The 20,129-nt window shown below is 46.8% G+C and carries 17 protein-coding genes and 1 other RNA gene; 11 read left to right on the top strand and 7 right to left on the bottom strand.

The genetic code is table 11. The features are described from left to right. The first annotated feature begins 57 nt into the window (after positions 1 to 57). The gene (ggt, locus tag RA178_RS18625) at positions 58 to 1,770 is read left to right on the top strand and encodes a gamma-glutamyltransferase (protein WP_173496717.1); all 1,713 of its coding nucleotides are present in this window, start codon (positions 58 to 60) and stop codon (positions 1,768 to 1,770) included. Between the two features lie 248 nt (positions 1,771 to 2,018). Further along, positions 2,019 to 2,954, top strand: a complete 936-nt coding sequence (locus tag RA178_RS18620; RefSeq protein ID WP_306683295.1) for a Dyp-type peroxidase — start codon at positions 2,019 to 2,021, stop codon at positions 2,952 to 2,954. Positions 2,955 to 3,027: 73 nt separating this feature from the next. Here the strand turns inward: RA178_RS18620 and RA178_RS18615 are convergent, their stop codons facing one another. After that, positions 3,028 to 3,930, bottom strand: a complete 903-nt coding sequence (locus tag RA178_RS18615; RefSeq protein WP_105250212.1) for a LysR family transcriptional regulator — start codon at positions 3,928 to 3,930, stop codon at positions 3,028 to 3,030. Between the two features lie 106 nt (positions 3,931 to 4,036). Here RA178_RS18615 and RA178_RS18610 point away from each other — a divergent pair, with 106 nt between their 5' ends. Beyond that, positions 4,037 to 4,669 carry an NAD(P)-dependent oxidoreductase gene (locus tag RA178_RS18610; RefSeq protein WP_306683292.1) on the top strand — a complete coding sequence of 211 codons (633 nt, stop codon included), beginning with the start codon at positions 4,037 to 4,039 and terminating at the stop codon, positions 4,667 to 4,669. 147 nt (positions 4,670 to 4,816) lie between these two features. Here the strand turns inward: RA178_RS18610 and argR are convergent, their stop codons facing one another. Continuing rightward, entirely contained in the window at positions 4,817 to 5,287 is a 471-nt protein-coding gene (argR, locus tag RA178_RS18605; RefSeq protein WP_006080175.1) for a transcriptional regulator ArgR, read from the bottom strand. A 294-nt stretch (positions 5,288 to 5,581) separates the two neighbouring features. On the opposite strand from argR, the gene mdh reads away from it, so the two are divergent. Next, complete coding sequence (gene mdh, locus RA178_RS18600; RefSeq protein ID WP_105250210.1) at positions 5,582 to 6,517, top strand: malate dehydrogenase; 936 nt, start codon at positions 5,582 to 5,584, stop codon at positions 6,515 to 6,517. A gap of 95 nt (positions 6,518 to 6,612) precedes the next feature. Here mdh and RA178_RS18595 read toward each other — a convergent pair whose 3' ends face one another. After that, positions 6,613 to 7,011: a thiol-disulfide oxidoreductase DCC family protein gene (locus RA178_RS18595; protein ID WP_306683289.1), complete on the bottom strand. Its 399-nt coding sequence runs from the start codon at positions 7,009 to 7,011 to the stop codon at positions 6,613 to 6,615. Positions 7,012 to 7,277: 266 nt separating this feature from the next. On the opposite strand from RA178_RS18595, the gene folM reads away from it, so the two are divergent. Further along, positions 7,278 to 8,024, top strand: coding sequence for a dihydromonapterin reductase (folM, locus tag RA178_RS18590; protein ID WP_306683287.1), 747 nt, complete (start codon positions 7,278 to 7,280; stop codon positions 8,022 to 8,024). A gap of 58 nt (positions 8,025 to 8,082) precedes the next feature. On the opposite strand, the gene RA178_RS18585 is transcribed toward folM, so the two are convergent. The 3 genes from RA178_RS18585 to RA178_RS18575 form a co-directional block, all read right to left on the bottom strand. Then, positions 8,083 to 8,781, bottom strand: coding sequence for a 5-formyltetrahydrofolate cyclo-ligase (locus tag RA178_RS18585; RefSeq protein ID WP_306683285.1), 699 nt, complete (start codon positions 8,779 to 8,781; stop codon positions 8,083 to 8,085). Positions 8,782 to 8,790: 9 nt separating this feature from the next. After that, a non-coding RNA gene (gene ssrS / locus RA178_RS18580) (6S RNA) lies at positions 8,791 to 8,971 on the bottom strand. Positions 8,972 to 9,088: 117 nt separating this feature from the next. Next, positions 9,089 to 9,391: a cell division protein ZapA gene (locus tag RA178_RS18575; RefSeq protein WP_105250206.1), complete on the bottom strand. Its 303-nt coding sequence runs from the start codon at positions 9,389 to 9,391 to the stop codon at positions 9,089 to 9,091. Positions 9,392 to 9,626: 235 nt separating this feature from the next. Here RA178_RS18575 and RA178_RS18570 point away from each other — a divergent pair, with 235 nt between their 5' ends. From RA178_RS18570 to gcvP, 6 genes are all read left to right on the top strand, one after another. Beyond that, entirely contained in the window at positions 9,627 to 10,202 is a 576-nt protein-coding gene (locus RA178_RS18570; protein WP_105252998.1) for a UPF0149 family protein, read from the top strand. 179 nt (positions 10,203 to 10,381) lie between these two features. Then, a complete protein-coding gene (gene ubiH / locus RA178_RS18565) occupies positions 10,382 to 11,623 on the top strand; it encodes a 2-octaprenyl-6-methoxyphenyl hydroxylase (protein WP_306683281.1) in 1,242 nt (413 codons plus the stop codon). 42 nt (positions 11,624 to 11,665) lie between these two features. Further along, positions 11,666 to 12,889, top strand: coding sequence for an FAD-dependent monooxygenase (locus RA178_RS18560; protein WP_306683279.1), 1,224 nt, complete (start codon positions 11,666 to 11,668; stop codon positions 12,887 to 12,889). 253 nt (positions 12,890 to 13,142) lie between these two features. Continuing rightward, positions 13,143 to 14,237 carry a glycine cleavage system aminomethyltransferase GcvT gene (gene gcvT, locus RA178_RS18555; RefSeq protein WP_306683277.1) on the top strand — a complete coding sequence of 365 codons (1,095 nt, stop codon included), beginning with the start codon at positions 13,143 to 13,145 and terminating at the stop codon, positions 14,235 to 14,237. 25 nt (positions 14,238 to 14,262) lie between these two features. Further along, positions 14,263 to 14,652, top strand: coding sequence for a glycine cleavage system protein GcvH (gene gcvH, locus RA178_RS18550; RefSeq protein ID WP_011845766.1), 390 nt, complete (start codon positions 14,263 to 14,265; stop codon positions 14,650 to 14,652). Positions 14,653 to 14,774: 122 nt separating this feature from the next. Continuing rightward, the gene (gene gcvP, locus RA178_RS18545; RefSeq protein ID WP_306683273.1) at positions 14,775 to 17,663 is read left to right on the top strand and encodes an aminomethyl-transferring glycine dehydrogenase; all 2,889 of its coding nucleotides are present in this window, start codon (positions 14,775 to 14,777) and stop codon (positions 17,661 to 17,663) included. A gap of 219 nt (positions 17,664 to 17,882) precedes the next feature. Here the strand turns inward: gcvP and RA178_RS18540 are convergent, their stop codons facing one another. Continuing rightward, positions 17,883 to 20,117: an ankyrin repeat domain-containing protein gene (locus RA178_RS18540; protein WP_306683272.1), complete on the bottom strand. Its 2,235-nt coding sequence runs from the start codon at positions 20,115 to 20,117 to the stop codon at positions 17,883 to 17,885. Between the last annotated feature and the right edge of the window lie 12 nt (positions 20,118 to 20,129).

The following is a 20,129-nucleotide window of genomic DNA, read 5'->3' as shown; positions in this document are numbered from 1 at the left end:
GGTTGGTGATATTTTCGACCATCCTTGCTACTTTTATCCTCCGGTTTTGGAGGAATTATGATAAAAACAATAAATTCAATTTGCACCCTCGTTATTGTAGCAACGGCAATATCGTCTTCAGGAGTGATGGCCATGGATAGGATCACAGGTAAAGCCTTCGCAACGCGATCAGAAGTGTATGCAACCCAAGGGATGGCGGCGACCAGTCAGCCTTTAGCCACGCAAGTCGCTATTGATATACTCAAACAGGGCGGCAGTGCGGTCGATGCAGCGATTGCCGCTAACGCCATGTTAGGGTTAGTCGAGCCAACGGGCTCGGGTGTCGGCGGGGACTTATTTGCTATCGTCTGGAGCGCAAAAGATAAACGCCTCTATGGTCTTAATGCATCGGGGCGCAGTCCCAAATCCTTAAGTTTAGAAAAGCTTAAATCCCTCGGATTAGACTATTTACCGCCGCTTGGACCTTTGCCTGTTTCTGTACCGGGCACTGTGGACGGTTGGTATGAGCTGCATAATAAGTTTGGTAAATTAGCTATGGCTGATAACCTCGCGCCTGCCATTCATTACGCCCGTGATGGTTTCCCTGTGTCAGAGTTGATTGCCTATTACCTTGATGGCAGTGGTAAAAAACTGGCTAAATTCCCCGGTTTTAAAGAAACCTATATGCCTAATGGTAAGATGCCTACCGTAGGGGAAATCTTTAAAAATCCCGCGCTTGCTAACACCTATGAGAAAATTGCCAAGGGCGGCCGCGATGCTTTCTATAAAGGTGATATTGCCAAAAGTATTGATAAGTACATGAAATCCCAAGGTGGTTATTTAAGTTATGATGACTTAGCGAGCCATACTAGCGACTGGATAGATCCCGTTTCGGTGAACTACCGTGGTTACGATGTGTGGGAACTGCCACCTAATGGTCAAGGCATTGCGGCGCTACAAATCTTAAAAACTATGGAGCCCTTTAATGTGGCTGCCATGGGCTTTAATAGTCCTGAATATGTTCATCTATTTGTCGAAGCAAAGAAACTCGCCTTTGCCGACAGAGCTAAGTTTTATGCCGACATGGCCTTTAATAAAGTGCCCGTTACTGAGCTTATCTCACAGAAATATAACTATGATCGCGCTAAGTTGATTGACCCTACAAAAGCCGCCAAGAGTGTCGATGCGGGTAATCCAGCGTTGCAACATGGCGATACTGTGTACCTGACTACCGCTGACAAAGATGGCAACATGGTGTCACTCATTCAGAGTAATTACCGTGGTATGGGGTCAGGGATGACACCACCGGATCTCGGCTTTGTGCTGCAAGACCGCGGGCAAATGTTTGATTTAACGGAAGGGCGTTTTAATACCTACGCACCGGGCAAGCGTCCATTCCATACCATTATTCCGGCTTTTGTGACCAAAGACGGTAAACCTTGGCTGAGCTTTGGGGTGATGGGCGGCGCGACTCAGCCACAAATGCACGCGCAGATTGTAATGAATCTGATTGATTTTAAAATGAACTTGCAAGAAGCGGGCGATGCCCCCAGAATTTTGCATATGGGGTCAACCGAGCCCACAGGCGAAGTGATGAAGGATGGCGGCTACGTCAGTTTGGAATCAGGTTTTCCGGTAGAAACCCGTCGTGAGTTGATTAAGAAAGGCCATGTACTGCGTGATGGACTTGGGGAGTTTGGTGGCTATCAAGCCATTGGATTTAATGCCGAAACCGGCGTATATCGTGCGGCCTCTGAGAGTCGCAAGGATGGTCACGCCGCAGGCTATTAACACTAAGATAAATGCTAAGGTAAACTCAACACTGAGTGAACCTGACGTCATTGATTCGATTTAACTGATTGGCGAGACTTTAATGGTCTCGTCAATTTTTATGTTTAAGGGTCTGGGGTGGGATAATGCTCCGCTATTGGCATTATCATAAACAGATCAGAGCAAACTGTGCGTTAGTTAATGTCATTTTTAGGTAAAGTTGCGGATAATATTGCCGAAAATGAATTTAGAAAAAGGGTGATAACCAAATGGATATTCAAAATATGCCGCGTGAACAGTTGGGTGTGTGTGCAGAGGGGAACTTACACAGTGTCTATTTGATGTTTAATGCCAATGACAATGTCGAGTCGCAATTACGTCCCTGTCTTGCCAACGTTGCGCAGTATATTTATGAGCTGACAGATCAATATTCCGACAGTGCATTCAATGGTTTTGTTGGTATTGGTGCTAATTATTGGGATAGCCTCTATCCTACTGCTCGCCCAGAACTGCTTAAACCTTTCCCTGCGATGCAAGTGGGCAGTCGTGAAGCACCTGCAATTGAATATGATTTATTCGTGCATATTCGCAGTGATCGTTACGATATTCTGCATTTAGTGGCTAATGAAATCAGCCAAATGTTTGAAGATTTAGTGGAGTTAGTTGAAGAAGAGCGTGGCTTTAGATTTATGGATAGCCGTGATTTGACTGGTTTTGTCGATGGCACCGAAAACCCTAAGGGGCGCCACCGTCAGGAAGTGGCACTTGTGGGTGATGAGGATACTGAGTTTAAGGGTGGCAGCTATATTCATGTGCAAAAATATGCCCATAACTTGAGTAAGTGGCATAGGTTACCAGTTAAAAAACAAGAGGATATAATCGGTCGTACTAAGCAAGATAATATCGAGTATGAATCTGAAGATAAGCCACTGACCAGCCATATTAAGCGCGTTAATCTTAAAGATGCCGCTGGTAAGTCAATGGAGATCCTGCGTCAGAGTATGCCCTATGGTTCGCTGAAGGAGCAGGGATTAATGTTTATCTCTAACTGCCGCACGCCAGAACATTTTGAAAAGATGCTGCATAGCATGATGTTTGGTGATGGCGAAGGCAATCATGATCACTTGATGCATTTTACTAAGGCGATGACAGGTTCATCTTTCTTTGCCCCCGCACTGGATTTTATGCTGCAGTTCGACGAATAAGCTTTCTATAATCAAGCCGAATTAGTATCAATCGAGACGCACTTAAGCTAACGCCTAAGTGCGTTTTTTTATGCTAATGCGCGGGAACCCATTTTTTGATATCGAGCTGCCATTGCAGGGCGGTGAAATCGATAAAGGCGCGCACTAGATTTTGCTGATAACTGCGGGACAAATATACCGCCCACAAGGTTTGGCCTGGTGTCGTAAATTCGGGTAGGACTTCTTTGAGTTGACCACTGGCAAGGTATTGGTTAGCTAAGTCACAGGGTAAACGCACTATGCCATGTCCACGTAGCGCCGCACTGACCAACACTCCCATATCGTTAGCCCTAAGATTCCCTGTAACTTTGACGTGCTCGGCTTGCAGTTCTTTTAGAAAAGGCCAGTTTTGTTGCGCTGAGTGTATGAGGCAGTTGTGGGCCAACAGATCAATGGGTTCGAGGAGTGGCGTTGCGCTATCAAGATAGCTCGGCGCCGCGCAAAGTACCGCATCTATGGTCATCAAACGCCGAGCTATGAGATTCTCATCGGGTTGCTCGGTATAACGTAGCGCCACGTCGACTCTTTCATCTACCAATTGCGCAAAACTGTCCGACATCACCAGTTGAATGTTGACCTTAGGATGCATTTTAATAAAGCGATCGACGACATCAAACAGACTGTGCTGCCCTAGGCCAATAGGCGTAGCGATACGAATACTGCCTACCAGTTCACTGTTATGGCTGTGGGCACGACTCTCCATGGCAGCAACTTCACTTAAGATCCGCTGGCAAAATTGTAGCGCTTCCTCACCCTGCAAAGTCAAGCTGGCGCTGCGCGTGGTGCGGTGTAATAAGCGTAAACTCAACCACTGCTCCACTTCTTGAATATGACGGGAAACCTGCAGGCGGCTGAGGTCTAAATGTTCGGCAGCTTTGGTAAAGCTGCCACAGTTTGCGACTTCGACGAAACTGCGTATTGCGGCAATTTTATCCACATTAGTATCCTATATTGAAACAATCATGCTCAATTATTGATGTTTATTAGGTGAAAAACTGCAAGTAAACTGGATCCAATGTAAATCATCTGAGTGGGACAATGAAATGAAAATCGCAATTTTAGGTGCAACGGGTTGGATTGGTGGTGCAATTTTAAAAGAAGCACAGAGTCGTGGACACCAAGTGACAGCGTTAGTGCGTGATCCAAGTAAGTTATCCGTGGCTGACGTGGCAGTACGTGCCGTGGATTTAGAGCAGCCATTGGTCGCCGATACCTTTGCTGGCGTAGATGTCGTGATTGCCGCCGTTGGTGGCCGCGCCCAACAAAATCATGGTCTAGTGGCGAGTACGGTTCAGCATTTACTGGATGTGCTGCCTAACGCTAACGTGTCACGTTTATTGTGGGTCGGTGGTGCTGGGAGTTTAGAAGTGGCGCCGGGTGTGACGCTGGTCTCTAGCCCAGATTTCCCTGCAGCATATAAAGATGAGGCGTTAGCTCAGGGTGAAGCCTTGAAGGTATTGCGTGCGGCGCAAACGGCAATCAATTGGACGTTTGTGAGCCCAGCGGCTGAGATTTATCCCGGTGAGAGTGAAGGCCCGTACCGTCTTGGTGGCGATAGCTTCTTTACCGATGCTAATGGTCAAAGCCGTATCTCTGTAACCGATTACGCAAAAGCCATGGTAGATGAAGCCGAAAAGGGCGCTCACCCAAACCAGCGCATCAGTGTGGCTTACTGATATCGTTATAGTTGAGTTAGATATTGTGAGTTAGATATTGTGCTTGAATGTGTAACGTAATCGGGACAATGGCCAAATAACCAGCGCGGTATTGCACTTCAAAATGTATTGATAATATAGAACAGGTCAGCTCACTGACCTGTTTTTTTATTCTGCATAATTGAATAAAGATTTGATGGTTTCTAAGGTATCGGCGATATCTTGGATGCTCGATGGGCAAATGAAGATAGTGTCGTCACCGGCAATCGTACCCAAAATGCCTTCTGGTTTACCAATAGAATCCAACAAGCGGGCAATCAGCTGCGCGGCACCTGGGCTAGTTCGCACGACGATCATCGCTTGGTTGTGATCGACGTCGAGTACCAAATTCTTCAGTGGGCTACCCGCGGTGGGTACGCCTAATTCGGCTGGTAAGCAATACACCATCTCTTGCTTAGCGTTGCGAGTCCGCACTGCGCCGAACTTGCTGAGCATGCGCGATACTTTTGATTGGTTAATATTACCAAAGCCTTCAGCTTGCAAGGCGGTGACGATTTCACTCTGAGAGCCAAAGCGCTCTTCTTTTAAAATCGACTTAAAAATTCTAACAAGGTCATCCTGATTCTTGGTCGTTTGCATAATATTATTATTCGTTATTCAAAAAAACAGGCCCATTTTGAATATTTTTAGAAAAATTGTCAACAAATAACCAGATTGGTTGAATAAAAATTCACTAAGCCCCAGTGGTTAAGCGTTTGTAGGGGGCGTAAAAATCCCAATTTGAGTAATTGTTCTACATTGCTTTTACGTTATTCCGGAATTCTTTTGTCCCACGACTAAGGGATAATTGAAATTGTTGTGACATTCCAGTAATGTGGCGCCAACGCAAATTAGATCCATGTCACACATATCCGAGAAATAACGGAGATAACTATGAAAGTTGCTGTACTTGGTGCTGCTGGTGGTATCGGCCAGGCTCTTGCCCTACTGTTAAAAACTCAATTGCCTGCGGGTTCACAATTGTCTCTATATGATATCGCACCGGTAACTCCGGGTGTTGCGGTTGACTTGAGCCACATTCCAACTGCTGTTGAAATCAAAGGTTTTGCTGGTGAAGATCCAACGCCTGCCCTAGTGGGTGCTGACGTTGTTCTAATTTCTGCTGGTGTTGCGCGTAAGCCTGGTATGGATCGTTCAGATCTGTTCAATATCAATGCCGGTATCGTTCGCAACCTGATCGAAAAAGTAGCGGCAACTTGCCCTACGGCTTTGGTTGGCATTATCACTAACCCAGTCAACACGACCGTAGCTATCGCTGCAGAAGTGATGAAAAAAGCGGGTGTTTACGATAAAAACCGTCTGTTCGGTATCACGACTCTAGACGTGATCCGTTCTGAAACTTTCATCGCCGAATTAAAAGGCCTGAACGTTGCTGACGTTAAAGTCAATGTGATCGGCGGCCACAGCGGCGTGACCATTCTGCCATTACTGTCTCAAGTTGAAGGCGCGACTTTCACTGACGAAGAAGTGGCAAGTCTGACGACTCGCATCCAAAACGCGGGTACAGAAGTGGTTGAAGCTAAAGCCGGTGGCGGAAGCGCGACTCTGTCTATGGGTCAAGCGGCTTGCCGTTTCGGTCTGTCTCTGGTTCGTGGTCTGCAAGGCGAAGCTAACATCGTTGAATGCGCCTATGTTGACGGCGGCAGCGAGCATGCTGAATTCTTCGCACAACCTGTGCTGTTAGGCAAAAACGGTATTGAAAAAGTACTGCCTTACGGTGAAGTGAGTGCATTCGAAGCTAACGCTCGTGATTCTATGTTAGATACGCTGAAAGGCGATATCAAACTAGGCGTTGATTTCGTTAAATAATCTTTCGGATAATCTTTTTAGATTATGACGAATTAAAAACGGAGCCATTGAGCTCCGTTTTTTTATGCCTGCGTTTTACTCTTTCTAAAGCTCATTCAGCGGCGCTTAGTGGGAATTTGGCAGTTATCATCGCAGCGGGCTTTGCCCGTCAGTAAATAAGAGATGCGATATCTGTGTTTTGCGAATCTGAGATAGCACCAATCGGCCACAGTTTTAATCATGGGCAGGCGTAACAGTTGGATCCAGGCGCGCGTCCCTGTCAGTGCCCACGCTTTACAAGTGACATCTAACCCGAGTAACACTTCGCCCGTTGCGGTTTCGCCATGTAGAATCGTATTGGCGTAGTCTTTATTGATATGGCTGAAGCGCTCACTAAAGTCTGGCGCATTTAAATCCTCAAGCGCAATCAAGTTCTTCGGATCGCGCGCTTTCAGTTGGCGCATTTCGGCGCTACATAATGGACAATTCCCATCGTAAAAAATCCGCAGTTCCATCGGTATTACCTCTGATGACTTGATCACAATACTTGGTCTAAGCTCTTGGCTTGAGTACTTAAGCTTGGTTTTCTTCTACCCTATACGCAGAAGAAAGGGTTTTAGATCGAAGCGATTGTAGAACGGATCAGCATCTCATTTGGCTTTTTGTTAGGTTAAATTCAAATGAGTACAGTAACATCTTGGTTATTCATCAGTTTAACTTGATTGCTGATTTTTCAGTGAACAAGGTAAAGCCTGACAAATAACGACTCAAAAGGATAGGTATGACATCTCCCATCATAATCACAGGCGTGGGTAAACGCATAGGTTACGCCTTAGCCAAACATTTTCTCGCCAAAGGTCAGCAGGTGATTGGTACCTATCGCAGCCATTACGCTAGCATAGATGAGCTGAACGCCTTAGGCGCGACTCTGTATCCCTGTGATTTTTATGACGATACTCAAGTGCGATCCTTAATTGCTGAGTTAGCTAAATTGCCGCAAATTCGCGCCATTATTCACAATGCCTCTGACTGGCTGCCTGATCCTGTGCTTACAAAGAATGAGTCTTTAAAGAGTACCACTTTTGCGCCGAGCCAAGTGCTGCAGCGCATGATGCAAGTGCATGTGAGCGTACCCTATCAGTTGAACTTGGCCTTAGAGGCGCAGCTACGTGCGGGTGCTGGCGATGAAATCGGCGGCAGTGATGTGATTCATATTACTGACTATGTGGCAGAGAAGGGCAGTCAGAAGCATATCGCCTATGCTGCCAGTAAAGCCGCGCTGCACAATATGACGCTATCCTTTGCCGCCAAATTTGCGCCCGAGGTCAAAGTGAATTCGATTGCGCCAGCGATGATCCTATTTAATGCGGGTGATGACGCAGCCTATCAGCAAAAAACCTTAGCCAAAGCGCTGTTGCCGAAAGAGGCGGGGAATGAGGAGATTATCGACTTAGTGGAATATCTGCTGAATAGCCACTACGTCACCGGTCGTTGCCATAATGTCGACGGCGGCCGGCATTTAAGGTAGAGATGGCTCTAGAACGCCACTGCATGGCTGTAGAATCTAGCTTCTAGATCCTTCTTTTTCAAAATGTCAGTACCCGACTTGGGGTGATGATAAATGGCAAAGGCACATCCCAATACTCGCAGGGTAAACTCGTCACTTGCTGACAGTCGTGGGCGTAACCCATAGGCAAAGGTTTACCTTTAAGCTGCCAGTTTGCCAGCGTCCTATCGTAATAGCCGCCGCCCATGCCCATACGATTTCCCATTAAATCAAAAGCCACTAAGGGCGTGATAACAACATCTAACTCTGTCACTGGGATAATGGCGCGCACATCTAATTTAGGTTCTAAGATGCCGAATTGATTGGGTTGCATGGGGGTGTCTGCGGTGTAATGCAGGAATAATAATTGTCCTGCATTGAAGGGATGTAACCTAGGCAGATAGGTGTTTATGCCCATTTGCCACAGCGCAGCGATCAGCGGTGGCGTGGCGAGTTCGCCATCATGGGTGAGATATAATGCCACATGTTGCGCTTTGTTGGCCTGCAATGCATCGAGCATTCGCTGGCAGGCGTTTAAACTTGCTTGGGTTTGTTCTATTTCGGAGAGAGATTTACGGGCGGTGCGAATGGCTTTGCGTAACAGATTGCGCCTTTCTTTTGTATGGAGTGCGATATTTGCCGCATAGTTTGCGACATCTACGGCATCAGCGATTTCTACGGAAAGGTGCGCCGTGTCGCTTTGGGCATTCAAATGAGAAAGTTTGGAAGATGTAGACATAGAATTAAGATGCTCCCCAGAATGCCGCTACCGGTGTAGCCCTTGAACCGTAGGTTCAAGGCGGGTAAATGATTACCTCCTAAGGCTTCTCGGTACAAGCCGAGCATGCACAATGTCAGTAAAGCATTCACCCTGAGATAAAAATTATCGGCACAGGGACATTACCAGTTGGCATGCATCCCAGGGAGCAAAACGGTATTGAATCGCTAAAGCATTGGTTTATTTAAATAAGCCAGTTTAGCCATTCACTGTGCGTCAGTTGGTTTAACTCAATGAGTGTTAAATCACTAAGGTGCACAGTTTAAATCTATTTAGTTGAACGCTCAACTAAGGCACTTTCGAGGGTCGACTGCAGCAAGCTGATCCTGTCGTCCATCTGTTGCATATAGTGCTTATTTTTTTGCTTTTCTTGGAACAACTCGTGTCCAATATTCAGCGCCGCCATAATCGCAATTTCTTCACGGCTTAAGCTATTGGTTCGGGTTTTTAACGCGCTGAGTTGTTGTTCAACTCCCAACGCTACCGTACGTAAGGCATCCTCTTGACCTTTCGGGCAAGCGATAGAGTAGGTGCGCCCAAGTAGGGTAATTTCAACAGCACTGTTACTCATGTCGCGGGTGATCCTTTCGTTAGCCTCTTAGGGCGGACTATATAGGGCTGATCTTAAAAGTGCAAGGTAAGCCGCAAATGGATTGGTCTTTGACGGTTTTGTTTGCTGTTTGTGTGAGCAGTTGGATAGTTTTTTATCAGAGCGTGGCCGATTTCGCCATTATTGGGATTCAGTATTGGTTCAAGTCTTTATCTCTGCTAGCATTGCTGCTGGAAAAATCTTATTGGGATCTGATATGGCAACCCCTCCTTCGTTACGTATCGACAGCTTAAAACTCGCCTTAGATGCGGCTGAAATCGGCCAGCATCCGGTAGAAGTTCACGGTGCTTTAGTCGGTTTAATCTGCGGTGGTGTAGAGCAAACTGGCGACACTTGGATCAAGCCTTTATTCGACCTGATGAACGATGGTCAACCTTTGCCTGCGCAGTTGCACCAATTAGTGTGTGATTTGTTTAACGATTCAGTGACGCGTTTAGTGGATTTTGAATTTGGTTTCATGCCGCTGTTGCCCGAAGAAGAAGAGCCGCTCAGCCAACGTGTTGAAGCCTTGTCTCTGTGGACCCAGAGTTTTTTGACTGGCATGGCGATTATTCAGCCGAAACTGAATCAAGCCTCGGCAGAGGTACGTGAAGTGATCAAAGATTTGGCGGAAATTGCCCAAGTGGAGTTTGATGTTGCCGACGATGAGGAATCCGAAGCCGCTTACACTGAATTACTCGAGTTTGTCCGTATTGCAGCCATCATGTGTTACTCGGAGTTTGGTCCTGAGCTTCCCCATGGCGAGGCTGACGATACTGCGGTGGTGCATTAATTTACCGCAGTTGTTTAATGTTCAATAAGTTAACACAGTAGTGGCTTCATTAGATGTCAAAGGTGGGCAAACCTGCCTTTGAGTCCATAGCACTGGTGTTTTTGAGTGCATAGCATTGATGTTTACATCTTTTCTGTTTACATGCCTTAGTGTTATGCCAAAGCTTGAATGAGATCCCCATGACGGCCACAAATCACATGGATACTTCAGTTCAACACGTCGACATCGCAATTGTAGGCGGTGCGATGGCGGGGGCGACCCTAGCGTTAGCTCTCGCGCGTCTTTCTTTATCCGCAGCTCGGCCACTTTCTATCGCCTTAATCGAAGCGCACCTTCCCGATAAGCAACATCCCGGATTCGATGCTCGCTCTATTGCTATCGCCCACGGTTCTATTTTCGAATTATCCCGTTTAGGTTTATGGCAAAAGCTCGCCCATTTGGGCACGGCGATTGAAAATATCCATGTGTCGGATCGCGGCCACTTTGGCATGACAGAACTCAATGCGGCGCAGTTTCATTTAGATGCCCTAGGCCAAGTGGTTGAGCTTGAACGAGTTGGCCAAGTGCTGTTTAACGAGTTGAATAAGAGTAGTGTCAAACTCTATTGCCCCGCCAAGCTTGCCCAAGTAGAACCCGCCGTTGAAGGTCACACCTTAGTGCTCGATACGGGCGAGCGAATTCAAGCCAAACTTGTGGTCGCAGCCGATGGTTTGCAATCCAAAGTGCGCAGCAGTTTTAATTTGCCCGTGACCCAAGTGGCCTTTGAGCAAACGGCCATTATTGCCAATATTCAAACCGCCGATTTGCCAACCAATAGGCCTCACAAACATTGGGCCTATGAGCGCTTTACCCAAACAGGTCCCTTAGCGTTGTTGCCTATGGCCGATATTCAAGGTCAACCTCGCTTTTCTCTCGTGTGGGCGCTCGATGATGCGCGGGCTAAACAGATGCAAGACGCGCCTAAGGCTGAGTTTTTAGCGGCGCTGCAACAGGCCTTTGGTTATCGTGCAGGCACGTTTATCGATGTCAGCGCGCGCCATGCGTATCCGCTTAATTTGTCCTATATGCCAAGGCCAATTCATCACAGATGCGTGTTTATCGGCAATGCGGCGCAGACACTGCATCCGATTGCGGGGCAAGGGTTTAACTTAGGGTTGAGGGATGTGGTGAGTTTGCTCGAGGTGATCCAAACGGCGCTAGCTCAGGGCGAAGATATCGGCTCCGCTGCTGTGACCCATGCGTACCTTAATGCCCGCGAGCACGACAGAAACAGCACTATCCGAAATATCGAATTTTTAGTCCGTGGCTTTTCAAACCAATATTGGCCGATGGCGCTGGGGCGTAACGTAGGATTACGGCTCTTGTCTTGGTTTCCGCCACTGAAAACCCCCGTCGCTCAAAAGGCAATGGGCTGGAAATAACTCAGCAATTTACTGGTATCGCAACGCGAAAAGGATGTACCCATGTTAAGTTCACAAGCCTATGACATCGCCATTGTGGGTGGCGGCATGGTGGGACTCGCCACCGCGATTGGATTGGCGCAGGCCGATCTGAATGTTGTCGTTATCGATGCGGGCCACACAGAGGCCGTGAGCGGCGAGCCACGTTTACGGGTGAGCGCCATCAATAAGGCGAGCCAGCGCTTGTTAGAAAACTTAGGGGCATGGAGTTATTTAGACACTTCCCGCGCCACGCCTTATCAAAAAATGGCGGTGTGGGATAAAGACGGTTTCGGTAAAATTGCCTTTGATGCCAACAGCATCAGCGAAACCAGTCTCGGCGCGATTATCGAAAACGATGCCATTAGTTTTGCCCTCGCCAAACGCGCCAGTGAGTTTGACAATATCACCCATATTCAAAACCTACGCTTAGAGCGCATTGCTTTTGGTGAGCGCGAAGCTTGGTTGACCCTTGCCAATGGCGTCGATTCTGAAATAGAAAGTGTCAGTGCTGCACTTGTGATAGCCGCCGATGGCGCCAACTCTTGGGTGCGCGAGCAATGCAAGATCCCGCTGACCTTTTGGGATTACGGCCACCACGCAATCGTCGCAACTATTCGTACCGAAATGCCACACCTTGCCACTGCCCGACAAGTGTTTTTGCAGGACGGCCCGCTAGCATTTTTACCTCTGTATGAAGACAATCTCTGCTCTATCGTCTGGTCGGTGCCGCCCGAGCGCGCCACTGAATTATTGGCAATGGATAAAGTGCAATTTGAGCGCAACTTAACCGCTGCTTTCGACGGACGTTTAGGGATTTGCAAGCTGGAAAGCGAGCGCCAAGCCTTTCCATTACGGATGCGCTACGCCCGCCATTTTGCCCGCCACCGTTTAGTGTTAGCAGGTGATGCAGCCCATACTATTCATCCGCTGGCTGGCCAAGGGGTGAATCTCGGCTTTTTAGATGCGGCCAGCATTATCGAAGTGATCAGCGAATTACAGCAAGCGGGTAAAGATATCGGCGATTATGCGCAGCTGCGTGCACTTGAACGTTGGCGCAAAGCCGATGCAATGGAGATGATCGCGGCGATGGAGGGCTTTAAACGCCTATTCGAAGGTTCAAACCCAGTCAAAAAGGCGATTCGCGATCTGGGATTAAATCTGGTTGATAATGTCGCTGGGCTGAAAACAGTGTTCATACAACAGGCCATGGGCAATAAGTCGGCACTGCCTAAGTTGTGCCGTTAGCCTAGGTTGCGCTAATGTGATCAGAATTGCCGCTAATATCAGCATATTGACTGCAAGCTGCGCAAATCTGGCCTTCGCATGTAAAAAAATTACATGTTGAAGATGAGAAAATCTAATGACAATGGCTTCGGATTAGAAAAATCTCCTGTATACAAATTTGTGACGCAAGGTATAATTTCGCCGCATTTTAGACCCTAGTATCTACACCCTACACTAGGCAGAGACCTGAAAAAGGCCGCAAAAAGGGATAACAATGGCTAACAAAACTATTCTGTTTAACAAGCACTTAGAATCAAACGCTAAGATGGTCGACTTCCACGGTTGGGATATGCCCCTCAACTATGGTTCACAAATCGAAGAACACAACGCTGTGCGTCAAGACGCGGGTATGTTCGACGTATCCCACATGACTGTGGTTGATGTGATAGGTAGCGACGCTTGTGCATTTCTACGTAAGTTGCTGGCGAACGATGTGGCTAGACTTAAAGTGCCAGGTAAAGCCTTATACAGCGGCATGTTAGATGACAATGCTGGTATCATCGACGACCTCATCACTTATTACCTCACTGACACTAACTACCGCGTGGTAGTGAACTCAGCGACCCGCGAAAAAGATCTCGCTTGGATCGCCAAGCAATCCCAAGGTTTTGATGTCACTGTGACTGAGCGTCCTGAGCTGGCGATGATTGCCGTTCAAGGTCCTAACGCAAAAGCGAAAGCCGCTGCCGTGTTCAGTGCCGAGCAAAACGCCGCCATCGAAGGCATGAAACCTTTCTTCGGTAAGCAAGCAGGCTCACTGTTTATTGCGACTACGGGTTACACAGGCGAAGCGGGCTACGAAATTATCGTCCCAGAAGATGAAGCCCAAGCTTTGTGGCAAGCATTGTTAGATCAAGGGGTTAAACCTTGTGGTCTCGGTGCCCGTGACACGCTGCGTCTCGAAGCCGGTATGAACCTTTACGGCTTAGACATGGACGAAACCATCAACCCATTGGCCGCCAACATGGGCTGGACTATTGCATGGGAACCAAACGACCGTGACTTCATCGGCCGTAAAGCCCTCGAAACACTTCGCGATGCCGGAACCAGCAAACTTGTTGGTCTAGTGATGGAAGAAAAGGGCGTGTTACGCCATGATATGCCAGTATTTTTCACCGACGCAGCCGGTGTAGAGCAACAAGGCGTGATCACCAGCGGGACTTTCTCGCCAACATTGGGCTATTCTATTGCGATGGCACGTGTTCCTAGCTCGATTGGGGATACTGCGGAAGTCGAAATGCGTAAAAAACGTGTGGCTGTTAGAGTAGTGGCGCCAAACTTTGTGCGCAACGGTAAACAAGCATTTTAAAAAAACGGAACAAGGAACAAGAACAATGAGCAATATTCCGACAGAACTGAAATACGCCTCTTCACACGAATGGATCCGCAAGGAAGAAGACGGTAGCTACACAGTTGGCATCACTGAGCACGCCCAAGAGCTGTTAGGTGACATGGTTTTCGTTGAACTTCCAGAAGTTGGCGACACTGTGACTGCGGGTGAAGACTGTGCTGTAGCTGAATCAGTAAAAGCGGCGTCTGACATTTATGCCCCCATTTCTGGCGAAGTGATTGCCGTGAACGAAGCGCTGGAAGATTCGCCAGAACTCGTTAACAGCAGTGCTTACGGCGAAGGCTGGTTCTTCCGCGTAATGCCTTCTGACGAATCAGAAGTCGACGCTCTGCTGGATGCTGAAGGCTACCAAGCTGTCATCGACGAAGAATAATCGTCGACGCTAACGAAGCCCTAAGGGGCTTCGTTTGTTTTAGCGCAAGATTGACATAACAACAGTCCGTTAATCAGTACCCTACAGTTCTGAATTTCGGCAAATCTGGAACAAGGTTTATCATGACCAAGCAAACCCTCACTCAGTTAGAACAGCACGATTTATTCCTACGTCGTCATATCGGCCCAGATAGCAGCCAACAGCAAGCCATGCTGAACTATGTTGGTGCTGAGTCTCTGGACGATCTGACCGCGCAAATCGTGCCTGAGTCGATCCGTTTAAGCCAAGACCTGAGCATTGGTGATTCCTGCGGCGAAGCCGAAGGCATTGCTTACATTCGTGGTTTAGCGAAACAAAACCAAGTATTTAAGAGCTATATCGGCATGGGTTACTACGGCACTCAAGTGCCAAACGTGATCCTGCGTAACGTATTTGAAAACCCAGGTTGGTACACGGCTTATACGCCATATCAGCCAGAAATCGCCCAAGGCCGTTTAGAAGCCATTCTAAATTTCCAACAAGTGTCGATGGACTTAACGGGTTTAGATTTGGCTTCTGCTTCTTTGTTAGATGAAGCTACTGCTGCTGCCGAAGCGATGGCGCTGGCAAAGCGCGTTTCTAAAGCGAAAAAAGCCAATATCTTCTTCGTTGCCGATGATGTGTTCCCGCAAACCTTAGACGTAGTGAAAACCCGCGCTGAGTGTTTTGGTTTTGAAGTGGTGGTTGGCCCTGCATCTGAGGCCGTTAACCATGAGCTGTTTGGTGCTTTGTTCCAATATACTAACCGTTTTGGTCAAATCACTGACTTCAGCGAATTATTCGCAACTCTGCGTGCGAAGAATGTGGTTGTGACTGTCGCCGCCGACATTATGTCCTTGGTATTACTGAAATCACCGGGCGCTATGGGCGCCGATGTGGTATTCGGTAGTGCGCAGCGTTTTGGCGTGCCAATGGGCTTTGGTGGCCCACACGCGGCCTTCTTCGTTGCCCGTGACGAGCACAAACGTTCTATGCCTGGCCGTATCATTGGTGTGTCAAAAGACGCCCGTGGTAACCGCGCACTGCGTATGGCAATGCAAACTCGTGAGCAACATATCCGCCGCGAAAAAGCCAACTCAAACATTTGTACTGCACAAATTCTGTTAGCGAATATGGCGTCTTTCTACGCCGTATTCCACGGCCCAGATGGCCTGAAAACTATCGCGTCACGCATTCACCGTTTCGCCGACATTTTAGCGACAGGCTTAAAAGCGAAGGGCGTGAACTTAGTCAACAGCACTTGGTTTGATACTGTTAGCATCAAAGGCTTAGATGTTGCTGCCGTCAATGCACGCGCACTGGCTGCTGAAATGAATCTACGTTTCGATGCCGATGGTATTGTGGGCGTGAGCTTAGACGAAACCACGTTGCGCACAGATATCGAAGCCCTGTTCGATGTGATCTTAGGTGCCGGCCATGGTTTAGATGTTGCCGCGTTAGACGCGCAAATCGTGAGCCAAGGTAGCCAATCGATTCCGGCGACACTTGTGCGCCAAGATGCGATTTTAAGCCACCCAACCTTCAATCGCTATCAAAGCGAAACCGAGATGATGCGTTATATCAAACGTCTCGAAAGCAAAGACTTAGCACTTAACTACTCGATGATTTCACTGGGCTCTTGCACCATGAAGTTAAACGCAGCGGTTGAAATGCTCCCTGTGAGCTGGCCTGAATTTGCCAACATGCACCCATTCAGCCCACTGGATCAAGCCAAAGGCTTTACTCAGTTGATTGAAGAGTTGTCGACTTGGTTAGTGAACATCACAGGCTACGACGCTGTGTGCATCCAACCTAACTCTGGCGCTCAAGGTGAATACGCTGGCTTATTAGCCATCAAGAAATACCATGAGTCACGCGGCGATGCGCACAGAAACATCTGTTTGATCCCGCAATCAGCCCACGGTACTAACCCTGCATCGGCGCAATTAGCTGGTATGCAAGTGGTGGTGACGGCCTGTGACAAGCAAGGTAACGTCGATTTAGAAGATCTGAAGACGAAAGCTGCCGAAGTGGCTGAAAACCTGTCTTGCATCATGATCACTTACCCATCGACCCACGGTGTGTATGAAGAATCTATCCGCGAAATCTGCAACATAGTGCATCAGCACGGTGGTCAAGTGTACTTAGATGGCGCCAACATGAACGCTCAGGTCGGCTTAACGTCTCCTGGCTTTATCGGTGCCGACGTATCACACCTCAACCTGCACAAAACCTTCGCGATTCCACACGGCGGCGGTGGTCCAGGTATGGGCCCAATCGGCGTGAAAGCACACTTAGCCCCATTTGTTGCGGGCCACGTTGTGGTGAAACCGGGCCGCGTGAGCGACAACAACGGCGCCGTATCAGCCGCACCTTACGGTAGCGCGGGCATTCTGCCCATCAGTTGGATGTACATTAAGCTGCTTGGTTCAAAGGGCCTGAAAAAGTCGACCCAAACTGCGCTGTTAAACGCTAACTATGTGATGAAGAAGCTGTCGGAACACTACCCAGTATTGTTCCGTGGCCGTAACGATCGCGTCGCGCATGAATGTATTATCGACCTACGCCCACTGAAAGAAGCTTCAGGCGTGACCGAAATGGATATCGCTAAGCGTTTGAATGACTACGGTTTCCACGCGCCAACCATGAGCTTCCCTGTTGCGGGAACCCTGATGATTGAGCCAACGGAATCTGAGTCTAAGGTGGAACTCGATCGTTTCATCGACGCTATGGTGTCAATCCGCGCTGAAATCGCCAAAGTGGAATCGGGCGAATGGCCAGCGGACAACAACCCGCTGTACAACGCACCGCACACTATGGCCGATATCATGGACCCAGAGTTTGATACGCGTCCATACAGCCGCGAAGTGGCCGTGTTCCCAAGTGCAGCAGTACGCACGAATAAGTTCTGGCCAACCGTGAATCGTATTGATGATGTCTACGGCGACCGTAACTTGATGTGTTCGTGTGCACCATTATCAGACTACGAGTAATTAATAATGGCTACTTGGCCTAGATAATTCGGCGTCAGCCAACACTTTTCGCTACTCATTGACACCAGTCAACTCCGTGGCGAAAAGCATCGGCTTCCTTGCCTTATCGTCGGCAGTAACGCCATTATCATTCTTCGGCTTCAGCGAATTTGAAGCATAAAAAAGCGACCGAAAGGTCGCTTTTTTATTGCCTGCCGCAGGCTTTCTCATGCTCACGTATTAGATAAACAGATTATTAGGGTGTTGCAATGTATCTTTTATATACTCGATAACATTTTTAGCTTTAAAGTACTCCGCGATATCAAGACAGTTGATTGCTTTTTTCTTAGAGTCAATGCCTAGTGGAAGGACGTAGACTTTCCTCCAATCTCCACCGTGCTCAATCATCAGTTTAAACAGGTTAACTTCGTCGTTTTCTGCTGCAAGCATTAATGGGGTATAATTCATTCCGTTTATTGAATGTGCTTTATTAACGTTAGCTCCATTTTTGATCAATATCCTAGCGATCTGTCTGAGTTTTGAGGGGTTTTTAGGATATCTCTCCATCATGATTTCATACACGATTTTGAATATTTTATTCTCTCTGCTCGAAAGACTCTCTTGGCGGACTATTTCTTTTCTATTTTCAAAGCCTGCATACATTGGTTGTAAACGATGTATGTTTTCCTCGGTTATATGTCTATTAAAGTATTCTACGCCCGCATGTCTATTTTTAACTTGGTTAATTAGACCAAGGACATAGTAGAGGGGCGTAATCCAATCTAGGCCACCACGCAAATCAATATTAATTTTGTCATTCATCGACAGAATTTTTTTTACAATATTTGGATTTCCTGTTGCAACAGCGGCAAAAAGGGGGAAATTAATTTTTCTTATGGTGACAGCATTAATGATCTGTTCTGAATGAGACTTCTTGGAGATTAGCTCGAAAATGCGGTCGTCCATTGAAGATGTAGGGTCAGTAAAATCCATCTGTGCTAAAGACATCAGTAGTGGTGAGTCATTTACTTCAGATAAAACGTTAACACTAGCACCTTCGTCAAGGAGTTGGACTACATCTTCGACTTTGTTCTTCATGCAAGCGTAAATTAGTGGTGTTGTTTTCCTTTGGAGCCCACCCTCCATGCCAATGGTTATCTGTTTCTTGGTTAGTTGGTTTATTAACGTATCTTCCACTTCGAAAATCATACCAACCAGAAAAGGATAATCAGGATATGTTACTCCTGGATAAGCTAGTTCATTAGTAAACTGTTGTGTGAATTTATACCTTAAATCTTCGATTTCGTTACCAGCAAAAAGCTCGATTTTATTTTTCCCTTCAACCTCTGTTTTTGCAGGAAGATTATCTAAACCTAATAAAATTGCTGTCGATTTTAGCTTGTTTATAAATATCTTATCGGGTCTTTTTTGATATGCCGCAACTAATAATGCTTCTTTGATAACGATCTGGATTTGATATTTAGAATGTCCCCTGTAGAGTAATTTTTCGAATGCTAATTTGTATTCATTATTCGCTGCTTCCAGTTGCCCATCAAGCGTTAAATGGTGAGCATTAAATTGGTGGAATGTGTAATCAAGCGCGAGACAGTTATCGAATTTGGATAGCTTCTCCTTCAGGCAGCCAAGAAGGTGGGACATCTGCAATTTATCATTATCAGTTTTTATAAATTTCATTGTGTTTTTAAACACTTCACAAATTTGTTCAATATGACGTTTTACACATAGGAAATTATGCTCATTTTTACTGTGTTCCATTTTGAAAATATTGCTTATCTCGCCAAAACTCATCATTTCACGATTTGATTTTGGGGTGAAGTGAGCATTGAATCTTGAGCAGATGATGCCCCACTTTATTGCCTGCCAATCATCCTGTGTAAGATCTGCTACTGATGAGTATTGCTCTAATGTTTTTATGTATTTTAAAGATGGAAACTCTTTTCCTTTAAGCCAAAGTGACGCGCGATCCCTCGCTTCTTTGGTTGTCATTAGTGACAGCAATCGGTTTGCAGCGTCTTGATCATATAAAACCAAATCTACGTTATCAGGTAAGCATATAGGTTGGTGATAATTATCTTTTTCCCAGAAACTAAATAAAATTAAAGTGTTGAAAAAATTAGTTTTTTCAAAGATACAATTAGCTTGGTCAACTGATAGACCACCTAGTGGATGTTGATCAATCCATTGAAAATATCGTTTAAATAGGCTTTCTAAGAATATTGATACTCTTGCCCAAATCTCATCGCCAAAAATTAAGCGTATGGGAGAAGTGACAGTAAGTTCTTTAAGATCTTCAAACTCACCGATATGAATCTCTACTTTCTTACAGCTATCATCTAGTTTTCGAGCATATTGGGGTGATAGATAAGACTTCGTGTCAAAAGCGTTAGCTAATTCTCTCAGTAGTGCCTGCGCTGTTGGATATGGAGTAGAGCGAGAATTTTCAACAAGTTTCATTTTTGATAATCC

The sequence above is a fragment of the Shewanella oncorhynchi genome (assembly GCF_030848765.1).
In the GTDB taxonomy this organism is placed as follows: Bacteria; Pseudomonadota; Gammaproteobacteria; order Enterobacterales; family Shewanellaceae; genus Shewanella; species Shewanella oncorhynchi.
This window is presented reverse-complemented; position numbering and strand designations above follow the sequence as displayed.